The 17,393-nt window shown below is 66.0% G+C and carries 18 protein-coding genes; 9 read left to right on the plus strand and 9 right to left on the minus strand.

The annotated features are described in order from the left end of the window. The first annotated feature begins 2 nt into the window (after positions 1-2). The 3 genes from HMPREF2886_RS21315 (at position 3) to HMPREF2886_RS21325 (ending at position 3,656) form a co-directional block, all read left to right on the plus strand. Positions 3-2,324, plus strand: coding sequence for an FdhF/YdeP family oxidoreductase (locus HMPREF2886_RS21315; RefSeq protein WP_033976944.1), 2,322 nt, complete (start codon positions 3-5; stop codon positions 2,322-2,324). Between the two features lie 310 nt (positions 2,325-2,634). Continuing rightward, positions 2,635-3,150, plus strand: a complete 516-nt coding sequence (locus tag HMPREF2886_RS21320; protein ID WP_012077814.1) for a hypothetical protein — start codon at positions 2,635-2,637, stop codon at positions 3,148-3,150. 98 nt (positions 3,151-3,248) lie between these two features. Beyond that, the gene (locus tag HMPREF2886_RS21325) at positions 3,249-3,656 is read left to right on the plus strand and encodes a glycine zipper domain-containing protein (protein WP_033973402.1); all 408 of its coding nucleotides are present in this window, start codon (positions 3,249-3,251) and stop codon (positions 3,654-3,656) included. A gap of 58 nt (positions 3,657-3,714) precedes the next feature. On the opposite strand, the gene HMPREF2886_RS21330 is transcribed toward HMPREF2886_RS21325, so the two are convergent. After that, entirely contained in the window at positions 3,715-3,939 is a 225-nt protein-coding gene (locus HMPREF2886_RS21330; protein ID WP_033973400.1) for a carbon storage regulator, read from the minus strand. A 224-nt stretch (positions 3,940-4,163) separates the two neighbouring features. On the opposite strand from HMPREF2886_RS21330, the gene HMPREF2886_RS21335 reads away from it, so the two are divergent. Continuing rightward, positions 4,164-4,721 (plus strand): chorismate mutase, encoded by a 558-nt coding sequence (locus HMPREF2886_RS21335; RefSeq protein ID WP_042169763.1) that lies wholly within the window; start codon positions 4,164-4,166, stop codon positions 4,719-4,721. Here the strand turns inward: HMPREF2886_RS21335 and HMPREF2886_RS21340 are convergent. The 4 genes from HMPREF2886_RS21340 to HMPREF2886_RS21355 are packed head-to-tail and all read right to left on the minus strand — an operon-like array spanning position 4,703 to position 9,386. Then, complete coding sequence (locus HMPREF2886_RS21340) at positions 4,703-5,146, minus strand: acyl-CoA thioesterase (RefSeq protein ID WP_033973399.1); 444 nt, start codon at positions 5,144-5,146, stop codon at positions 4,703-4,705. The two genes, HMPREF2886_RS21335 and HMPREF2886_RS21340, sit on opposite strands and share 19 nt — an antisense overlap. A gap of 22 nt (positions 5,147-5,168) precedes the next feature. Continuing rightward, entirely contained in the window at positions 5,169-6,332 is a 1,164-nt protein-coding gene (locus HMPREF2886_RS21345; protein ID WP_033976946.1) for an iron-containing alcohol dehydrogenase, read from the minus strand. 26 nt (positions 6,333-6,358) lie between these two features. Further along, entirely contained in the window at positions 6,359-8,149 is a 1,791-nt protein-coding gene (locus tag HMPREF2886_RS21350; RefSeq protein ID WP_033973395.1) for an acyl-CoA dehydrogenase C-terminal domain-containing protein, read from the minus strand. A gap of 1 nt (position 8,150) precedes the next feature. Further along, positions 8,151-9,386 carry a 3-hydroxyacyl-CoA dehydrogenase gene (locus HMPREF2886_RS21355; protein ID WP_070748310.1) on the minus strand — a complete coding sequence of 412 codons (1,236 nt, stop codon included), beginning with the start codon at positions 9,384-9,386 and terminating at the stop codon, positions 8,151-8,153. 142 nt (positions 9,387-9,528) lie between these two features. Between HMPREF2886_RS21355 and HMPREF2886_RS21360 the strand changes: the two genes are divergently transcribed. After that, entirely contained in the window at positions 9,529-10,437 is a 909-nt protein-coding gene (locus HMPREF2886_RS21360) for a LysR family transcriptional regulator (RefSeq protein WP_070748312.1), read from the plus strand. 14 nt (positions 10,438-10,451) lie between these two features. On the opposite strand, the gene HMPREF2886_RS21365 is transcribed toward HMPREF2886_RS21360, so the two are convergent. Then, entirely contained in the window at positions 10,452-11,054 is a 603-nt protein-coding gene (locus HMPREF2886_RS21365; protein ID WP_039027751.1) for a nitroreductase family protein, read from the minus strand. 253 nt (positions 11,055-11,307) lie between these two features. On the opposite strand from HMPREF2886_RS21365, the gene HMPREF2886_RS21370 reads away from it, so the two are divergent. Then, positions 11,308-11,658: a type 1 fimbrial protein gene (locus tag HMPREF2886_RS21370; RefSeq protein ID WP_033973388.1), complete on the plus strand. Its 351-nt coding sequence runs from the start codon at positions 11,308-11,310 to the stop codon at positions 11,656-11,658. A gap of 58 nt (positions 11,659-11,716) precedes the next feature. On the opposite strand, the gene HMPREF2886_RS21375 is transcribed toward HMPREF2886_RS21370, so the two are convergent. Then, positions 11,717-13,258: a phosphoenolpyruvate carboxykinase gene (locus HMPREF2886_RS21375; protein ID WP_033973387.1), complete on the minus strand. Its 1,542-nt coding sequence runs from the start codon at positions 13,256-13,258 to the stop codon at positions 11,717-11,719. A gap of 115 nt (positions 13,259-13,373) precedes the next feature. Next, complete coding sequence (gene hslO / locus HMPREF2886_RS21380) at positions 13,374-14,267, minus strand: Hsp33 family molecular chaperone HslO (RefSeq protein WP_003109983.1); 894 nt, start codon at positions 14,265-14,267, stop codon at positions 13,374-13,376. A gap of 112 nt (positions 14,268-14,379) precedes the next feature. Here hslO and HMPREF2886_RS21385 point away from each other — a divergent pair, with 112 nt between their 5' ends. After that, a complete protein-coding gene (locus tag HMPREF2886_RS21385; RefSeq protein WP_033973384.1) occupies positions 14,380-15,183 on the plus strand; it encodes a phosphatase PAP2 family protein in 804 nt (267 codons plus the stop codon). Between the two features lie 36 nt (positions 15,184-15,219). On the opposite strand, the gene HMPREF2886_RS21390 is transcribed toward HMPREF2886_RS21385, so the two are convergent. Next, complete coding sequence (locus HMPREF2886_RS21390; protein ID WP_071535628.1) at positions 15,220-15,615, minus strand: RNA-binding S4 domain-containing protein; 396 nt, start codon at positions 15,613-15,615, stop codon at positions 15,220-15,222. A 209-nt stretch (positions 15,616-15,824) separates the two neighbouring features. On the opposite strand from HMPREF2886_RS21390, the gene HMPREF2886_RS21395 reads away from it, so the two are divergent. Next, a complete protein-coding gene (locus HMPREF2886_RS21395; protein WP_235584019.1) occupies positions 15,825-16,259 on the plus strand; it encodes a retropepsin-like aspartic endopeptidase RimB in 435 nt (144 codons plus the stop codon). 131 nt (positions 16,260-16,390) lie between these two features. Next, positions 16,391-17,296: a 30S ribosomal protein S6--L-glutamate ligase gene (rimK, locus tag HMPREF2886_RS21400; RefSeq protein WP_003096254.1), complete on the plus strand. Its 906-nt coding sequence runs from the start codon at positions 16,391-16,393 to the stop codon at positions 17,294-17,296. Positions 17,297-17,393 lie beyond the last annotated feature (97 nt).

Consider the following 17,393-nt stretch of genomic DNA (forward strand, 5'->3'; position numbering starts at 1 on the left):
TCATGAGCCTGCAACCTCTCCAACCCCGCTACAAGCCCTATGCCGGCGCCGCCGCCGGCTGGGGCGCGCTGCGCAGCGTGGCGCATTTCTGGCTGGACAGCAAACAGCCGTTCAAGAACCTCCGCGCCCTGCTCAAGACCAACCAGAACGGCGGTTTCGACTGCCCCGGCTGTGCCTGGGGCGACTCGCCGGAAGACGGCCGGGTGAAGTTCTGCGAGAACGGTGCCAAGGCAGTCAACTGGGAAGCCACCAAGCGCCGCGTCGACGCGGCGTTCTTCGCCCGCTACAGCGTCAGCGCCCTGCGCGAACAGAGCGACTACTGGCTGGAATACCAGGGCCGCCTCACCGGACCGATGCGCTACGACCCGCTCAGCGACCACTACCAGCCGATCACCTGGGACGCCGCCTTCGCCCTGGTCGCCGAGCACCTGCGACGCCTGGATAGCCCCGACCAGGCGGAGTTCTATACCTCCGGGCGGGCCAGCAACGAGGCGGCCTACCTCTACCAGTTGTTCGTCCGCGCGTTCGGCACCAACAACTTCCCCGACTGCTCGAACATGTGCCACGAAGCCAGCGGCGTGGCACTGGGCCACAGCGTCGGGGTCGGCAAGGGCAGCGTGACCTTCGAAGACTTCGAACACGCCGACGCGATCTTCATCCTTGGGCAGAACCCCGGCACCAACCACCCGCGCATGCTCGAGCCGCTGCGCGAGGCAGTGAAGCGCGGTGCCCAGGTGGTCTGCTTCAACCCTCTCAAGGAGCGCGGCCTGGAGCGCTTCCAGCATCCACAGAATGCGCTGGAAATGCTGACCAACGGGTCCTCGCCGCTGAACACCGCGTTCTTCCGTCCGGCACTGGGCGGCGACATGGCGGCGATCCGCGGGATCGCCAAGTTCCTCCTCGCCTGGGAACGCGAAGCCCAGACCGAGGGTAGCGAGCCGGTATTCGACCACGCCTTCATCGCCGAGCACACCGACGGCCTCGAGGCCTACCTGGCCGAACTGGATGCCACTCCCTGGGAACACCTGGAGCGCCAGTCCGGGCTGAGCCTGGCGGAAATCGAGCAGGCTGCGCGGATGTACCGGCGGGCGAACAGGGTCATCGTCTGCTGGGCGATGGGCATCACCCAGCACCACCATTCGGTGGCGATCATCCAGGAAATCGTCAACCTGCAACTCCTGCGCGGCAACCTGGGCCGCCCGGGTGCCGGTCTCTGCCCGGTCCGCGGCCATAGCAACGTGCAGGGCGACCGCACCATGGGCATCGACGAGCGGCCGCCGGCGGCGCTGCTCGACGCACTGGAACGGCGCTTCGGTTTCGAAGTGCCACGCCACAACGGGCACAACGCCGTCGAGGCGATCGCCGCGATGCTCGCCGGCAAGTCGAAGGTCTTCATCGGCCTGGGCGGCAATTTCGCCCAGGCCACCCCGGACAGTCCGCGCACCCACGCCGCCCTGGCGTCATGCGAACTGACCGTGCACATCAGCACCAAACTCAACCGCAGCCACCTGACCACCGGCCGCGACGCATTGATCCTGCCCTGCCTGGGGCGCACCGACATCGACCGCCAGGCCGAAGGCCCGCAGGCGGTCACGGTGGAAGACTCGTTCAGCATGATCCACGCATCCTACGGGCAACTGGAGCCGCTCTCGCAGCAGATGCGTTCGGAGCCGGCGATCATCGCCGGCATCGCCAAGGCAACCCTGGGCAACCATCCGGTGGACTGGGACGCGCTGATCGCCAACTACGAGCGCATCCGCGAGCTGATCGCCGACACCATCCCCGGTTTCGCCGACTTCAACCGCCGCGTCCGGAATCCCGGTGGCTTCTACCTCGGCAACTCCGCCGGCGAACGGCGCTGGAACACCGCCAGCGGCAAGGCCAACTTCGTTGCCAACCCGCTGCCCCGCGACCTGTTGCCGGCACAGGTGCGCGACAGCGGCCTCGAACCCGACCTGATCCTGCAGACCCTGCGTTCCCATGACCAGTACAACACCACCATCTACGGCCTGGACGATCGCTATCGCGGAGTGAAGGGCCAGCGCGAAGTGGTATTCGCCAACGAGGCGGATATCCGCCGCCTGGGCTACCAGCCGGGCGACAAGGTCGACCTGGTCTCGCTGTGGAGCGATGGCATCGAACGCCGGGTACGCCGCTTCACCCTGCTCGCCTTCGATATCCCCGCCGGCCAGGCAGCCGCCTACTACCCGGAAACCAATCCCCTGGTGCCGCTGGAGAGCGTCGGCGTCGGCAGCCATACGCCGACTTCGAAGTTCATCGCGGTGCGCCTGGAAAGGGCTGCGAGCGACAGTCGCATTATCTGAATGCCCACGAAAAACGCCGCCTCCTGCAACAGGAGGCGGCGTCTTAAGGAGAAAGTCGATGAAAGGCCTTGAAGACAGGCCGCTCGTCGGCGTTAGAATGGCCAGCATCCCGCCAGCAAAAATACCGATTTCGACCCTGAAATCGCGTTTCGCATTCGGTTTAAGACCGCCTCCGCCGAAGAAAGTTCCCCATACAAAACAAGTACTTGGAATATTTCGAGTTTGTTCTACCAATCGTCGGCTGGCGCTTGTCAGCGGTTTGGGCCAACCCCAGCATCGCAGCCGTCATCCCCACAGAGAGAAACTCTCTATGAAGTATTCCTCGATACTCCTGTTGTCCCTGAGTCTGGTCGGTGGCACCGCCTTCGCAGGCGACGACACCCGCGCGGCCATCGGCGGCGCCTTGGGCGGGGTGTTGGGTTCGGTCGTCGGCGATGCGGTCGGCGGCAGCACTGGGGCCGCGATCGGTAGCGGCATCGGTGGCGCAGCGGGCGGTGCCGTCGGCGCCGGACGCGGCAACAAGACCGAAGCGGCGATCGGCGGCGGCCTCGGTGCCGCAGGCGGCAACGTCATCGGCCGGCAGATCGGTGGCAGCACGGGTGGCCTGATCGGCGCGGCCCTCGGCGGCGCCGGCGGCGGCGCGCTGGGCAACCATTATGGCGACGGCAACCGCCGCTACGACGACGATGACGACTACCGCGACCGTCGCTACTACCGCCGCGCCGGCTATCGCGATGGCTATTACCGGCATGACAACGGCCATCACTATGGCCAGTACAAGAAGTGGAAGCGCCACAAGCATCATCGTCGCTACTACGACGACTGAACCCGCCGCTCCCTACGAGGCAAAGGCCGGGCCCGATGGTCCGGCCTTTGTGCGAACGACCGTATTTCCCTCCTGATTGAAACGATGAGGCACGCACGATGCGTAAATCTCTCCTGGTAATCGCGTTCGGCCTGCTGAGCGCACAAGTCGCGCTCGCCGGCGATTCCACCAAGACCGCGGTGGGCGGCGGCGTAGGCGGTGCCCTGGGCAACGTCGTGGGCGGCGCCATCGGCGGTAGCACCGGTGCGGCCATAGGCGCCGGCCTGGGTGGCGCGGCCGGCGGCGCGATGACCGCCAAGGACGGGCGCAAGACCGAAGCCGCCCTGGGTGGCGGGCTCGGCGCGGCCGGCGGTTCAGTGATCGGCAACAAGCTGGGCGGCAGCACCGGCGCGACCATAGGTGCAGGCCTCGGCGGCGCGGCGGGTGGCGCGGTCGGTAACAACCTGGGCAAGGACAACGACAGCGGTCACCGCGGCAAGAAACACCGCAAGCACAAGCATCGTTGATCGGCATACTTGCCGAAGCCGATGTGTAAAAGCCCCGCGACCGCGGGGCTTTTACTTTCTACCGTTCGTCAGCCTTCGGTGCCGTCTTCAACTCGTCGCGAACGATCAGGACGCCACGCGGTGCCTCGATCCCGACTCGGGCCTGGTTGCCGATGATATCGGTGACCAGGATCCGGATGCCGCCTTCGCGCAATTGCCGAATCAGTTCCTCCGCCGGGTAGTCGGCCTTGAGGGACAGGGTGATGCCTTCGCCTTCTCGGCGGGAGAGTATCAGGAAACCCATGTTCCGCGTCCTTGCCAGTCATAGCAGGGGCAAACCGGCCCCTTTGGTGAATGAAATGGTGTGGAGGGATGGTCACAGAACATTGCTCCAGCGTCGAGACTGCAAACGTTCAATCAGAAATGTCCCATCCAGCGCTTCCTGTTCGCCTCACGCCATGTCATGGATTGTCGCACCGGGCTCGCTTTGCTAGCGTGCCGGACATCAATTCCATCCGAGATTTCCAGATGCGCCCGTCGTTCGCCAGTTGGGGTCTGCTTGCCCTCCTGCTCCTGCAAGGCCCGCTGCTCCAGGCCCAGCCGCTGTCGCCGGCTCTCCAGCAACTGTTGAGCCTGAGCAGCCAGCGTTTGCAACTAGCCGATCAGGTAGCCCAGAGCAAGGCCCAGACGGACAAGGCGGTACAGGACAGCCCGCGGGAAGAACAACAGTTGCAGATGCTCGCCGGACAAGCCGGGAGCCACGGGGTCGGCGCCGAGCAGGTGCGCCTGCTGTTCGCCGCGCAGATCGAGGCGAACAAGCTGGTCCAATACCGCCTGCTCAGCCGGCCGCTACCGGACGCTGGCCGGGCGGTCGACCTGGAGCGCATCCGCAACCGCCTCAATCAGCTCAACCTGGAGCTGCTGCGCGGCTACGCCCCGGCGCTCGCCGAACTGCGCGTCGACGACTGCCGGCCGAGACTCAACCAGGCGCTGCAATGGCAGGTACGCAACGATCGCCTGGACGAGCTGCACGCCATCGCCCTGTCACGGGCGGCGGGCGATCTCTGTCACTGGGCCGCGCTCTGAAGCGCGGCCAGCGCATCGCGTAGTTCCTGCGGAATGGCCACCGGGCGGTTGCTTCGGCGCTCCACGAAGACATGCACGAAACGCCCGGCCGCGCTGGCCTCCCGCTCCCCTTCGAGGAACAAGGCCAGTTCGTACTGCACCGAGCTGTTGCCCAGGCGCGCCACCCGCAGGCCCATCTCGATCCGCTGGGGGAAGGCCACCGGCGCGAAATAGTCGCAACTGGAACTGACCACCAGGCCGATCACTTCGCCACCTTGGATATCCAGGCCGCCGCGCTCGATCAGGTAGGTATTCACCGCCGTGTCGAAGAACGCATAGTAGGTCACGTTGTTCACGTGTCCGTAGATGTCGTTGTCGTGCCAGCGCGTGGTGATCGGCTGGAAATGAAGGTACTGCTCGCGCAGCGGTCGCGGGGCGGTCGCCATGCCCGGTCCTCGTAGAAGGGATTCAGTATGCCGCGCGATAGATCGCCAGGGCATCCGCCTCGCCGACCTCGCGCGGGTTGTTGACCAGCAGACGCTGCTGGAGCATCGCGTCGGCGGCCAGGCGCGGCAGCATCGCCTCGTCCACCCCGGCGTCGCGCAAGCGGCTCGGCAGGCCGTTGCGCGGACTGAGCTGGGCCAGCTCGTCGATCAGCTGGGCGGTCAGCGCGTCGCGATTGCCCGGACGCAAGCGGTCGCCCAGCAGCAGCGGCGCCAGCTCGGCATAGAGTCCAGTGGCAGCGGGAGCGTTGAAACGGATCACCTCCGGTAGCACCAGCGCATTGCTCAGGCCGTGGGGAATGTGGAAATGCCCTCCCAGCGGATAGGCCAGGGCATGCACCGCCGCCACCGGCGCATTGGCGAAGGCCTGCCCGGCCAGGCAGGCACCCAGCAGCATGGCCTGGCGCGCCTCGCGGTCGCCGCCGTCGCTTACCGCGCGTTCCAGGTTGGCCGCCAGCAGGCGCAACGCCTCCCGCGCCAGCAGGTCGGACAGCGGGTTCTTCTTCAGCTTGCTGGTATAGCTCTCGATCGCATGCACCATCGCGTCGATACCGGTCGCCGCGGTGACCGCCGGCGGCAGGCCGAGGGTCAGGTCGGCATCGAGCAGCGCCAGGTCGGGCAGCAGGTAGGGCGAGACCACGCCCATCTTGGTGGTCTCGCCGGTGGTGACGATGGCGATCGGCGTCACCTCGGAGCCGGTCCCGGCGGTGGTCGGCACCTGGATCAGCGGCAGGCGCGGCCCGCGTGCGTTGCCGACCCCGAAGACCTCGCCGAGCCCCTGCCCTGCCTCTGGATGGGCGAGCAGCGCGACCAGCTTGGCTACGTCCATGGAGCTGCCGCCGCCGAAACCGACCACCAGCTCGGCAGCCATGCCCCGCGCCCGCCCGAGCGCGGCCTCGACCACCGACTCGGGCGGATCGGCGAGCACCTGGTCGTACACCTCGACGGCCAGGCCCAGGCGCGGGAAGCCGGGCAGGATCGCATCCAGCAAGCCGAGCCGGGTGATCCCCGGGTCGGTCACGATCAACACGCGGCGCGCCCTTCGCTCGCGGCAGAGTTCCGCCAGGCGGATGGCGGAGCCGGCCTCGCAGAGGATCTGCGCGGTAGTGGCGAAACTGAAAGCTTGCATATCGGTCTCCCTGGGCGAGACGCCCGTCAGAACGAGAAATGCTCCTCGGGCAGGGCCATCAGGCAGTCGGCGCCGCCGAGCAAGGCTTCGCGGTGCATGCTCGCCCGCGGCAGGATGCGCCGCAGGTAGAAATCGGCGCTGCGCAGCTTGGCCCGATAGAAATCGCCCTCGCCGGAGCCGCCATCCAGCGCTTCCTGGGCCCGCGCCGCGGCCTGCAACCAGAGGGCCGCGAGCAATACGTAGGCGCTGTACTGGAGGAAGTCCACCGAAGTGGCGCCGATCTCCTGGGGATCGCGGGCGCAGGCCTCGAGTACCTGACCGGTAAGCTGCCGCCACTCCTCCAGGCGTTGCAGCACCGGCTCGGCCAGCGGCGCCAGCGCAGCACGCCCTTGCAGCGCCTCGCTGGCCGCCGCCAGTTCGCCTTGCAGCGCCAACAGTTCGCCGCCCTGGTCGCCGAGCAGCTTGCGGCGGACCAGATCGAGCGCCTGGATGCCATTGGTGCCTTCGTAGATCTGGGTGATGCGACTGTCGCGCATCAATTGCTCCATGCCCCATTCGCGGATGAAGCCGTGACCGCCATAGACCTGTACGCCAAGGCTGGCGACTTCCTGGCCGACATCGGTAAGGAAGGCCTTGACGATGGGGATCAGCAGCGCTGCACGGCGCGTCGCCGCGCGCCGGCCGTCAGCATCCGGATGGCCGTGCTCCAGGTCGAGCTGGCGTGCGCAGCAGGCCGCCAGCATGCGGCAGCCTTCGACCAGGGTCTTCTGGGTCAGCAGCATGCGCCGTACGTCGGGGTGCACGATGATCGGGTCGGCGGCCTTGTCCGGTGCCTGCGGGCCGACCAGGGCGCGCGACTGCAGGCGCTCGCGGGCGTAGCCGAGGGCGCCCTGGAAGGCCCGTTCGGCGATACCCAGGCCCTGCAGCCCGACCTGGAAGCGCGCGTCGTTCATCATCGTGAACATGCAGGCCAGGCCCTGGTTCGCCTGGCCCAGCAGCCAGCCCCTGGCGCCGTCGAAGTTCATCACGCAGGTGGAGGCGCCCTTGATCCCCATCTTGTGCTCGATGGCGCCGCACCCCAGGCTGTTGCGCTCGCCCAGGGAGCCATCGGGCTTGGCGACGAACTTCGGCACCAGGAACAGACTGATGCCCTTCACCCCGGCCGGCGCGTCCGCCAGGCGCGCCAGCACCAGGTGGACGATGTTCTCGGTGAGGTCCTGCTCGCCACCGCTGATGAAGATCTTGCTGCCGCTGATCGCGTAGCTGCCGTCGGCCTGCGCCTCGGCGCGGGTGCGCAGGAGAGCCAGGTCGGTGCCGGCCTGGGGTTCGGTCAGGCACATGGTGCCGGCCCACTCGCCGCTCACCAGCTTGCCCAGGTAGTCGCGCCGCAACGCCTCGTCGCCATGCTTGTACAGCGCCAGCACGGCGCCCTCGGTCAGCCCCGAGTAGACGCGGAAGGACAGGCTGGCGGCCATCAGCATCTCGTGGAAGCACGCGGAGACCATCTGCGGGAAGCCCTGGCCGCCGTACTCGGTGGGGCCGGTCATACTCGCCCAGCCGTTCTCGCTGTACTGCCGGTAGGCTTCGCGAAAGCCGGTGGGAGTGGTCACCACGCCGTCCTTCAGCTTCGCGCCCTCCTCGTCGCTGTTGCGGTTGAGCGGCGCCACCACCTGGCTGGTGTAGCGCGCACCCTCCTCGAGCACGCCATCGATCAGTTCGCGATCGATGCCGTTGCCCAGCAGTTCGCAATGCGCGCCGACATCGAACAGTTCGTGGAGAACGAAGCGCATGTCGCGCAAGGGAGCCTGGTAATCCATCTCAGCGCTCCTCCTGCAGGTCGGCGAAGGCTCCGCCCTCGGCGGCCAGGCGCTCGACCAGGGACGCCGGCTTCCAGCGCGCGCCGTGGCGCTGTTCGAGGAAACGCAGGCGTTGCAGCAGCTCGGCCGCGCCGAGGCGGTCGGCCCAGGCCATGGGACCGCCCTCCGCGGCGGGGAAGCCGTAGCCGTTCAGGTAGACAGTATCGATGTCGGCGCTACGGGCGGCGATACCCTCGTCGAGGATCTTCGCCCCCTCGTTGACCAGCGCCAGCAGGCAACGCTCGAGGATTTCCTCGTCGGCGAAATCGCGCCGCGAGTAACCCAGCGTCTCGGCAACCCGGAGCACCAGGGCATCCACCTCGGTATCGTGCTCCGCCTGGCGGCTGCCCGGCGCGTAGCGGTAGTAACCGGCACCGCTCTTCTGGCCGAAGCGGCCCAGCTCGCAAAGGCGGTTGTCCACCTGCACGGCCGGCTGGTCCTGGCCGACCCCGGCCAACTCGCGGGCGCGCCACTCCAGGTCGATACCGACCACGTCGTACATGCGGAACGGCCCCATCGCGAAACCGAACGCCTGGAGAGCCCGGTCCACCTGGTACGGCAGGGCGCCTTCCAGCAGCATCAGGCGGGCCTCGGTGGCGTAGGGTTCGAGCATGCGGTTGCCGATGAAGCCGTGGCAGTTGCCGGCCACCACGCTGACCTTGCCCATCCGCTCGCCCAGCGCCAGGGCCGCCTCCAGCACCGCCGGCGCGGTCTGCGCGCCGCGCACGATCTCCAGCAGCCGCATGATGTGCGCCGGGCTGAAGAAGTGCAGGCCGAGCACCTGACCCGGACGCGCGGTGACCGCGGCAATGGCGTCGATGTCCAGGTAGGAGGTGTTGCTGGCCAGCACCGCGGAGGGCTTCAGCGCCGCGTCCAGCTCGCGGAAGATCGATTGCTTGAGTTCCAGGTTCTCGTAGACCGCCTCGATCACCAGGTCCGCCTCGCGCATCGCGGCGAGGTGCTGGACCGGCGTGATGCAGGCGCGGCGCGCGGCCGCTTCCTCTTCGCCGATGCGCCCCTGGCGCACGTTGTGCGCGTAGGTGTCGGCCACGGCGCCGAGCGCCTGGTTGAGCATCTGCGGGTTGCTGTCCAGCCACTGCACGTCGAGACCGGCGTTGGCCAGGCACATGACGATACCGCGGCCCATGGTGCCGGCGCCGATCACCGCGGCCTGGCGGAAGGAAAAGTTCTGGCTCATGGTCTTGTCCTCGTTGTAGCGAGCGCAGAAGGAACGGCGGACGAAACCTGCGGCAGTCCGACCGCACAAAAAGCGACCACTACCTTAGGGGAAGGTCGTACTATTTTTGAAATTTAGTCTTGTGATAGCTGGAATTCAGACAGTGAATATCCAAACCTTCGACCTCAACCTGCTACGCGTCCTTGACGCCCTGCTGCGCGAACGCAACGTCTCGCGCGCGGCGGAGCGCCTGGCGCTGAGCCAGCCGGCAGTGAGCAATGCGCTGAACCGCCTGCGCGAGCTGCTCGACGACCCGCTGCTGGTCCGCGCCGGTCGTACAATGCAGCCGACGCCCCGGGCGCTGGCGCTGGAAGCGCCGATTCGCGCGGCGCTGCGGCAGATCGAACAGAGCCTGGGCGACGGCGAGGGCTTCGATCCGGGGCGCAGCCGGCAGCGCTTCACCGTAGCGGTGACCGACTACGTCGAACTGATCTGCATGCCCGCCCTGATGCGCCGCCTGAGTGAGCGGGCGCCGGGAGTTTCCATCGCCATCCAGCACCTGACCCCGACCTTGCCGGCCGAGGCGCTGGACAAAGGCGAACTGGACCTGGTGCTAGGCCGCTTCGAAAACATCCCGGCGCGCTTCCAGCGCCGCCATTGGGCCAGCGAAACACTGCAACTGGTCGCCCGGCGGCACCACCCGCTGCTGGCGCAGGCTCCCGACCTGGCCACCTTTCTGGAGCTACAGCACCTGTGGGTGCACGGCGGGCAGACCAAGGGGATGGTCGACCAATGGCTGGGCAGCCAGGGGCTCAAGCGGCAAGTTGCCTACACCACGCCGAACTACCTGCAGGCAGCGCACATCGCCGCGTACAGCGACCTGGTGGGCGTCCTGCCGCGACAACTGGCGCACTACTTCGAACGATTGCTGCCCCTGCAATCGTTCGACCTGCCGTTCGACCTCGGCCCCTTCCACCTGGAACTGGTGTTCCTGGCCCAGCGCGAACGCGACATCGCCCTGCAATGGCTGGTCGAACAGATCCGCCAGGTCGGGGCCGCCGGACCGGACTAGGGGATTCCGGGCAGTCAGAAGCGGTCGCGAATGACCAGTTCTTCCCGCGGCAGCTTGCCGCTGCGCGGCCAGGGTTCCACGGCCTTTTTCCCGACCGCGACCATCAGGCCGATCACATGGTTGTCCGGCAGGTTGATCAGCCGGGCCACGGCATCGAAGTCGAAACCATCCATCGGACACGAATCCAGGCCCTGGCCGCGGGCGACCAGCATCAGGGTCTGCGCCAGCAGGCCGCAGCTGCGCATGGCTTCGTCGCGCTGTACCTGGGGCTTGCCGCGGTAGTAGGTGTCGATGGCGCCTGTCATGAACGCCTGTACCGCCTCGGGAGCACCGTTCCAGACCCGCTGCGCGTTGCGCTCCCAACTGTCGAGCTGGGCGCATACCACCACCAGCATCGCCGCGTCGGTGACCTGCGCCTGGTCCCAGGCCACTTCACGCAACTGCGCGCGCAATTGCGGATCGCTGACCTCGACCAGCCGCACGTGTTGCAGGTTGAAGGCGGAAGGCGCATGCAGCGCCAGGTCCAGGAGATGGTCCTTCTCTTCGCGAGTCAGGCTGAAGGATGAGTCGTAGCCCTTGATGGCCCGGCGGCTACGCACGGCTTCTTCGATCTGCATGGGAAACATCCACTGCGGGGAAATAAAGGATCGCCACTCTAGGACATTTACGATTCAATCGGCTATCCCACCAATAATCCGACACAACCCCACAGCGAGTGCTTACAGATTTAATCCTAAGATAATTCCTAGGAAGGAATTTTCTTTAGGAATTGTCCTATATTCCACTCCGATGCGAGCACTTGGGAGAGGGCCCCTCCCGGGATGCGCAGACGTAGAAAAATAAAGGATGTAGCTACCCAGGAGTACGGTCATGAACACATTGGGCCGACTGGCTTTGTTCAGTCTTCTTGTAGGAATTTCCAGTCATCTTTCCGCTGGCACCATCAGCGGTGTCATTCGCTTCACCGGTGCCATCGTCGAACCACCCTGCTCGATGAACGCATCGCAGCAAGATGAGTCGAGGAGAGGTTTCCGCCTGAGCGGCTGCCCGATGCATGCGCGCACCGCCGAGGTCAGCATCCGCTCCATGCGGACCGGTGAAGTCCGCAAACTGCAACCCAACGATCTGAGCCTGGGTACCCGGGACTTCTCGGCACGCTATGACCTCGCCAAGAACTTTCGCCGCCCCGGCAGCTACCTGGTGACCGTCAGCTACCCCTGAGCAGCGGCCATGAAAAAACCGCCCGAAGGCGGTTTCTTCATGACGCCGAAACGCGGCTTTACAGCTGCGGGCCGGCGGCCTTGATCGCGTCGGAAACTTCGAATTTCTTGAAGTTCTCGATGAACTGCTTGGCCAGGCCCTTCGCCGCCTCGTCGTAGGCAGCCTTGTCGACCCAGGTATTACGCGGGTTGAGCAGATTGGTCTCGACGCCCGGAACGGCCTTCGGCACGTCCAGGTTGATGATGTCCAGGTGCTCGGTTTCCGCGCCGATCAGCGCGCCGCTCTGGATCGCCGCGATCACGCCGCGGGTGGTCGGGATGTTGAAGCGCTTGCCGACGCCGTAGCCACCGCCGGTCCAGCCGGTGTTGACCAGGTAGACCTTGGAGCCGAAGGCCTTGATGCGCTTGATCAGCAGCTCGGCATAGACGCCGGCCGGACGCGGGAAGAAAGGAGCCCCGAAGCAGGTGGAGAAGGTCGACTTGATACCGCCGCCGGAGCCCATCTCGGTGGAGCCGACCAGCGCGGTGTAGCCGGACAGGAAGTGGTAGGCCGCCTGCTCGTTGTTCAGGATCGATACCGGCGGCAGTACGCCGGTCAGGTCGCAGGTCAGGAAGATCACCGCGTTGGGCTCGCCGCCGAGGTTCTTCTCCGAACGCTTCTCGACGTGTTCCAGCGGGTAGGCGGCGCGGCTGTTCTGGGTCAGGCTGTCGTCGGCGTAGTCGGGTACGCGCTCCTCGTCGAGAACCACGTTTTCCAGAACGGCGCCGAACTTGATGGCTTTCCAGATGACCGGCTCGTTCTTCTCGGACAGGTCGATGCACTTGGCGTAGCAACCGCCTTCGACGTTGAACACCACGCCCTCGCCCCAGCCGTGCTCGTCGTCACCGATCAGGTAACGGCTTTCATCGGCGGACAGGGTGGTCTTGCCGGTGCCGGACAGGCCGAAGAACAGGGTCACATCGCCCGCTTCGCCGATGTTGGCAGCGCAGTGCATCGGCAGCACGTCGCGCTCGGGCAGCAGGAAGTTCTGCACGGAGAACATGGCTTTCTTCATCTCGCCGGCATAGCGCATGCCTGCGATCAGCACTTTCTTCTGGGCGAAATTGAGGATCACGCAACCGTCGGAGTTGGTGCCGTCGCGCTCGGGCACGCATTCGAAGTTGGCGACATTGAGGACCTGCCACTCGTCCTTGCCGGCCGGGTTGTACTGCTCCGGCTCGATGAACAGGCAACGGCCGAACAGATTCTGCCAGGCGGTAGCGGTGGTCATCTTCACCGGCAGGTAGTAAGCCTCGGCGGAACCTACATGAACATGGGAAACGAAATGGTCCTGGGCGTTGTTGAACGCTTCCACGCGGGCCCACAGCGCATCGAACTTGTCGGCCGGGAACGGACGGTTGATGTTGCCCCAGGCGATCGCGTCCTTGGTGCTAGGCTCTTCGACGATGAAACGGTCGACCGGCGAACGGCCGGTGCGATGGCCGGTACGTACGACCAGCGAGCCGTTGGCGGCCAGTTCGCCCTCACCGCGGCGAATGGCTTCTTCTACCAGTTGGGCGGCGCTGATATCGGTGTACACGGCGTTGTTGGCTTGCGTCATGTGGTTCCCCGTCGGCCAGAGGCCGAGTCCTCCAAACTTCGTAGCGCTTCAAAAAACTCACTACAGGAAAAAAGTGGCGGGATTATGCCAGAAAAGCCCGCTGGATGAAAAATCGTCAGTGGCGGGTTTCGGAAGGCCCCTGGCTGCCAGCGCCGGCGAACAACTGGGCGACGTCGGAGGCGTCGAACAGGTAGCGCTGGTTGCAGAACTGGCAGTCGATGGTGATCGAGCCTTCTTCCTCCTCGAGCAGCCGCTCGCAGTCGGCCTGCCCGAGACTGACCAGGGCGTTGGCCGAACGTTCCCGCGAGCAACTGCAATGGAAGACCAGCGGTTGCGGTTCGAACAAGCGCACGGTTTCCTCGTGGTAGAGGCGGTGCAGGACGGTCTCGTTGTCCAGCGCCAGCAGCTCTTCGGCGGTCAGCGTGTCGGCCAGGGTGGTCAGGTGCTGCCAACTGGCCTCGCGGGCCTCGGGGTCCTTCAGGCGATCGGCGGGAAGCTGTTGCAACAGCAGGCCGCGGGCGCGGCGACCGTTGGCGTTGAGCCAGAAACGGGTCGGCAGCTGTTCCGAGCTGGCGAAGTAGTTGGACAGGCATTCCGCCAGGTTCACCCCTTCCAGGGCGACGATCCCTTGGTAGCGCTGGCCCTTGACCGGGTCCACGGTGAGGGTCAGCACGCCTTCGGGCATCAGCTCCTGCATGCCGGCATCGGCGCCGATGGATTCCGCCGAATAGCGGGCCAGGCCACGCACCTGGCGGTCGCTGGAACACTCCACCATCAGCAGCGGAACCGCGCCGCTGGAGCGCGCCTGCAATACCAGCAGGCCGTCGAACTTGAGCGTGCCGCAGAGCAGCGAGGCCGCCGCGAGCATCTCTCCGAGCAGTTGCGCGACCGGTTCCGGATAGGGATGTTTGGCCAGCACTTCGCTGTAGCTGCGCTCGAGATCGACCATCTCGCCGCGCACGTCGGTATCGTCGAAAAGGAAACGCTGGCTCTGATCTGAATGGGACATGCGGGACACAACGCTACGAATGAGGGAATGACAAGTGAGTGACAAAGGCCTATAAAAGCGCGCTTCGTGACAGTCGTACGCCGACCCGGCGCCGATAGGGGGAAACGATTTTATGGATAATGCCTCTCCGTTCCAAGCGGCCTGGCAATGGCGCAAGTTCGCCACCTGTCATCTTCTGGCACTGCTACTGCTGGTCCTGTGGCTCTGGGGGCCCACCCGCGAGCTGATGAACGGCTTCGACTTCTGGCTCTTCGACAAGCTCAACGGCTCCCTCGCCCTCAACGAAACCTGGCTGAAACTCTGGGGCCTGCTCAGTACCCGACCGTTCGACGCGGTGGTCGGGGTGATCCTGCTCTGCCTGCTGATTCGCGGCGACTGGCTGCTGCCGGCAAGCCAGGTACGGCGGCTGACCTTCGGCTTCATCGTGACCCTGCTGATCCTGGTGGTGATCCGCGTGCTCTACGCCAAGATCGCCCATCACCTGCACTGGCAGCATGCCAGCCTGTCGATGCTGATGGACAAGGCCATCCATCTCAGCGATCACTTCCCGGACTGGGAACGCGTGTGGGAAATCAAGGACCGCTCCAAGCGTAGCTTCCCCGGCGACCACGCCTCGGTGCTGCTGGTCTGGGCGCTGTTCATGTCGCTGTTCGCTCGCCGCGCCGGACAGTTCCTGCTGATCTGGACCCTGGCCGTGCTGTTCATGCTGCCGCGCCTGGTAGCCGGCGCACACTGGGGCCAGGACGACTACATCGGCGGCCTGCAGATGGCCCTGCTGGCCCTCGCCTGGGGCTGCTACACACCGCTGGCGGCGAAGGCCAGCGGCTGGCTGGTGCAGATGACCGAACCGCTGTTCCGCCTGCTGGCGAAATTGCCGCTGATCGGCCGCCTCGGCGTGGTCCGCGACTCGGCCTGACGCTCCCCGGTCTCCCCTGCGGGAGACCGGCGCTTCTCACTCCTGGCCACCGCGCAGCTGGTGGATCTGCCGCCGCTGCTTCTTGCTCGGCCGCCCCTCGGTCTGTACGCCCAGCGCCCCGGCCTTGCGCATGGCCGCCGCGCGCTCGCGGCTTTCCACGCTTTCCGCGGTTTCCTCGTAGAGTGCCTGGGCCTCTGGCGCACCACGCCGGACTACGGAAAGCGCGCGAACGGTCACGGTTCGTTCGTCGAAGCCCGTACGAATAGTCAATTCCTCCCCCACCCTGGGTTCCTTGCTCGGCTTGCACCGCTCGCCCCGGCAATGCACCTTGCCGCCCTCTATCGCGGCCTTGGCCAGCGCCCGGGTCTTGAAGAAGCGCGCCGCCCAGAGCCATTTGTCCAGGCGTACCTTGTCGTCGTCTTTCTCGCTCACTGCCATTTCCCGTATCCGTTCCGCCGTTGTCTCGCGACTGTCATCGACAGCCGCTAGGTTCGTCTTCGGCATCCCCGGGCAGCCGTCTGGCGGCCGCCCATAGCCCTGCTAGAATGCCGGCAAAACGCCTGGAATGCCTACCCGTGAAGACATTCGACCAGCTTTCCGTCATCGGCCTGCGCGAGTGGATCGCCTTTCCCGAACTGGGCATGGTCGGGCTGCGTGCGAAGATCGATACCGGCGCCAGCACCTCCAGCCTGCACGCTTCGGACATCGTTCCCTTCGAGCGCGACGGCGAGAAGTGGGTACGCTTCACCGCCCACCTCGGCACGCTGGTGCAGCGCCGGCACCGTTGCGAAGCGCCGATGGTCGCGCGCAAGACCATTCGCAGCTCCAACGGCCAGGCCCAGACCCGCTACGTGATCCGCACCACCCTGGTGCTGGGCGATCGCATGTGGCCGGTAGAGTTCACCCTGGCCTGCCGCAAGTCCATGCGCTATCGGGTGCTGCTCGGCTCCAAGGCGCTGATCGCCGGACAACTGGTGGTCAACCCGGCCCTGGCCTATGTCCAGGATCGTCCCGAGTCGCCGGCCGCCCTGCCCGCGGCGACGGGCATCAACCTGCTCGACGGGAGCCCGGTTTGAGCCATTCGCCGGCAGCACCTGTCCAACCTCCATCCATTCCCGAAACGGCCGGTCCGATGCCTGCCGCGACGACAACCCACAGCCTCGCCGCCGCTGCCCGCCAGCCGGTCCAACCCATCCACAGGTGCTGAATGAAAATCGCCGTGCTGTCGCGCAATCCCCGGCTCTACTCGACCCGTCGCCTGGTGGAGGCCGGGCGGGAGCGCGGCCATGAAATGGTGGTCATCGATACGCTGCGCGCCTACATGAACATCGCCAGCCACAAGCCACAGATCCACTATCGGGGACAACCGCTGGAGGGCTTCGACGCGGTGATCCCGCGCATCGGCGCATCGGTGACCTTCTACGGCTGCGCGGTATTGCGCCAGTTCGAGATGATGGGCGTGTTCCCGCTCAACGAGTCGGTCGCCATCGCTCGCTCGCGGGACAAGCTGCGCTCGCTGCAACTGCTGTCGCGCAAGGGCATCGGCCTGCCGGTGACCGGCTTCGCCCATTCCCCGGACGACGTCCCGGACCTGATCGAGATGGTCGGTGGCGCACCGCTGGTGATCAAGCTGCTGGAGGGCACCCAGGGCATCGGCGTGGTCCTCTGCGAAACCGAGAAGGCCGCCGAATCGGTGCTCGAGGCATTCATGGGTCTCAAGCACAACATCATGGTCCAGGAGTACATAAAGGAAGCCGGCGGCGCCGACATCCGCTGCTTCGTGGTCGGCGACAAGGTGATCGCCTCGATGAAGCGCCAGGCAGCGCCCGGCGAGTTCCGCTCCAACCTGCACCGAGGCGGCAGCGCCAGCCTGATCAAGATCACCCCGGAAGAACGCATGACCGCCATCCGCGCCGCCCGCGTGATGGGCCTGAACGTCGCCGGGGTGGACATCCTGCGCTCCAACCATGGTCCGCTGGTAATGGAGGTGAACTCCTCGCCGGGCCTGGAAGGTATCGAATCCACTACCGGCAAGGACATCGCCGGGATCATCATCCAGTACCTGGAAAAGAACGGCGGCCCCCACCTGGCCAGGACGAAGGGAAAGGGGTGAGCCGGGCTTTCGCAACGCACCGCGTTGCGCCGGCGAACGACCGGCCACGGATGGCCGGGCCGGGGGTTCCGACTGGCACGTAGCTTCGACAGGACGT

The sequence above is a fragment of the Pseudomonas sp. HMSC066A08 genome (assembly GCF_001813025.1).
GTDB lineage: Bacteria > Pseudomonadota > Gammaproteobacteria > Pseudomonadales > Pseudomonadaceae > Pseudomonas > Pseudomonas aeruginosa.

Excerpts from the sequence above, each read along its gene's own strand:
- HMPREF2886_RS21315 (WP_033976944.1), top strand. The coding sequence starts at position 3 with ATGAGCCTGCAACCTCTCCAACCCCGCTACAAGCCCTATGCCGGCGCC.
- HMPREF2886_RS21320 (WP_012077814.1), top strand. The coding sequence starts at position 2,635 with ATGAAGTATTCCTCGATACTCCTGTTGTCCCTGAGTCTGGTCGGTGGC.
- HMPREF2886_RS21325 (WP_033973402.1), top strand. The coding sequence starts at position 3,249 with ATGCGTAAATCTCTCCTGGTAATCGCGTTCGGCCTGCTGAGCGCACAA.
- HMPREF2886_RS21330 (WP_033973400.1), bottom strand. The coding sequence starts at position 3,939 with ATGGGTTTCCTGATACTCTCCCGCCGAGAAGGCGAAGGCATCACCCTG.
- HMPREF2886_RS21335 (WP_042169763.1), top strand. The coding sequence starts at position 4,164 with ATGCGCCCGTCGTTCGCCAGTTGGGGTCTGCTTGCCCTCCTGCTCCTG.
- HMPREF2886_RS21340 (WP_033973399.1), bottom strand. The coding sequence starts at position 5,146 with ATGGCGACCGCCCCGCGACCGCTGCGCGAGCAGTACCTTCATTTCCAG.
- HMPREF2886_RS21345 (WP_033976946.1), bottom strand. The coding sequence starts at position 6,332 with ATGCAAGCTTTCAGTTTCGCCACTACCGCGCAGATCCTCTGCGAGGCC.
- HMPREF2886_RS21350 (WP_033973395.1), bottom strand. The coding sequence starts at position 8,149 with ATGGATTACCAGGCTCCCTTGCGCGACATGCGCTTCGTTCTCCACGAA.
- HMPREF2886_RS21355 (WP_070748310.1), bottom strand. The coding sequence starts at position 9,386 with ATGAGCCAGAACTTTTCCTTCCGCCAGGCCGCGGTGATCGGCGCCGGC.
- HMPREF2886_RS21365 (WP_039027751.1), bottom strand. The coding sequence starts at position 11,054 with ATGCAGATCGAAGAAGCCGTGCGTAGCCGCCGGGCCATCAAGGGCTAC.
- HMPREF2886_RS21370 (WP_033973388.1), top strand. The coding sequence starts at position 11,308 with ATGAACACATTGGGCCGACTGGCTTTGTTCAGTCTTCTTGTAGGAATT.
- HMPREF2886_RS21375 (WP_033973387.1), bottom strand. The coding sequence starts at position 13,258 with ATGACGCAAGCCAACAACGCCGTGTACACCGATATCAGCGCCGCCCAA.
- hslO (WP_003109983.1), bottom strand. The coding sequence starts at position 14,267 with ATGTCCCATTCAGATCAGAGCCAGCGTTTCCTTTTCGACGATACCGAC.
- HMPREF2886_RS21385 (WP_033973384.1), top strand. The coding sequence starts at position 14,380 with ATGGATAATGCCTCTCCGTTCCAAGCGGCCTGGCAATGGCGCAAGTTC.
- HMPREF2886_RS21395 (WP_235584019.1), top strand. The coding sequence starts at position 15,825 with ATGGTCGGGCTGCGTGCGAAGATCGATACCGGCGCCAGCACCTCCAGC.
- rimK (WP_003096254.1), top strand. The coding sequence starts at position 16,391 with ATGAAAATCGCCGTGCTGTCGCGCAATCCCCGGCTCTACTCGACCCGT.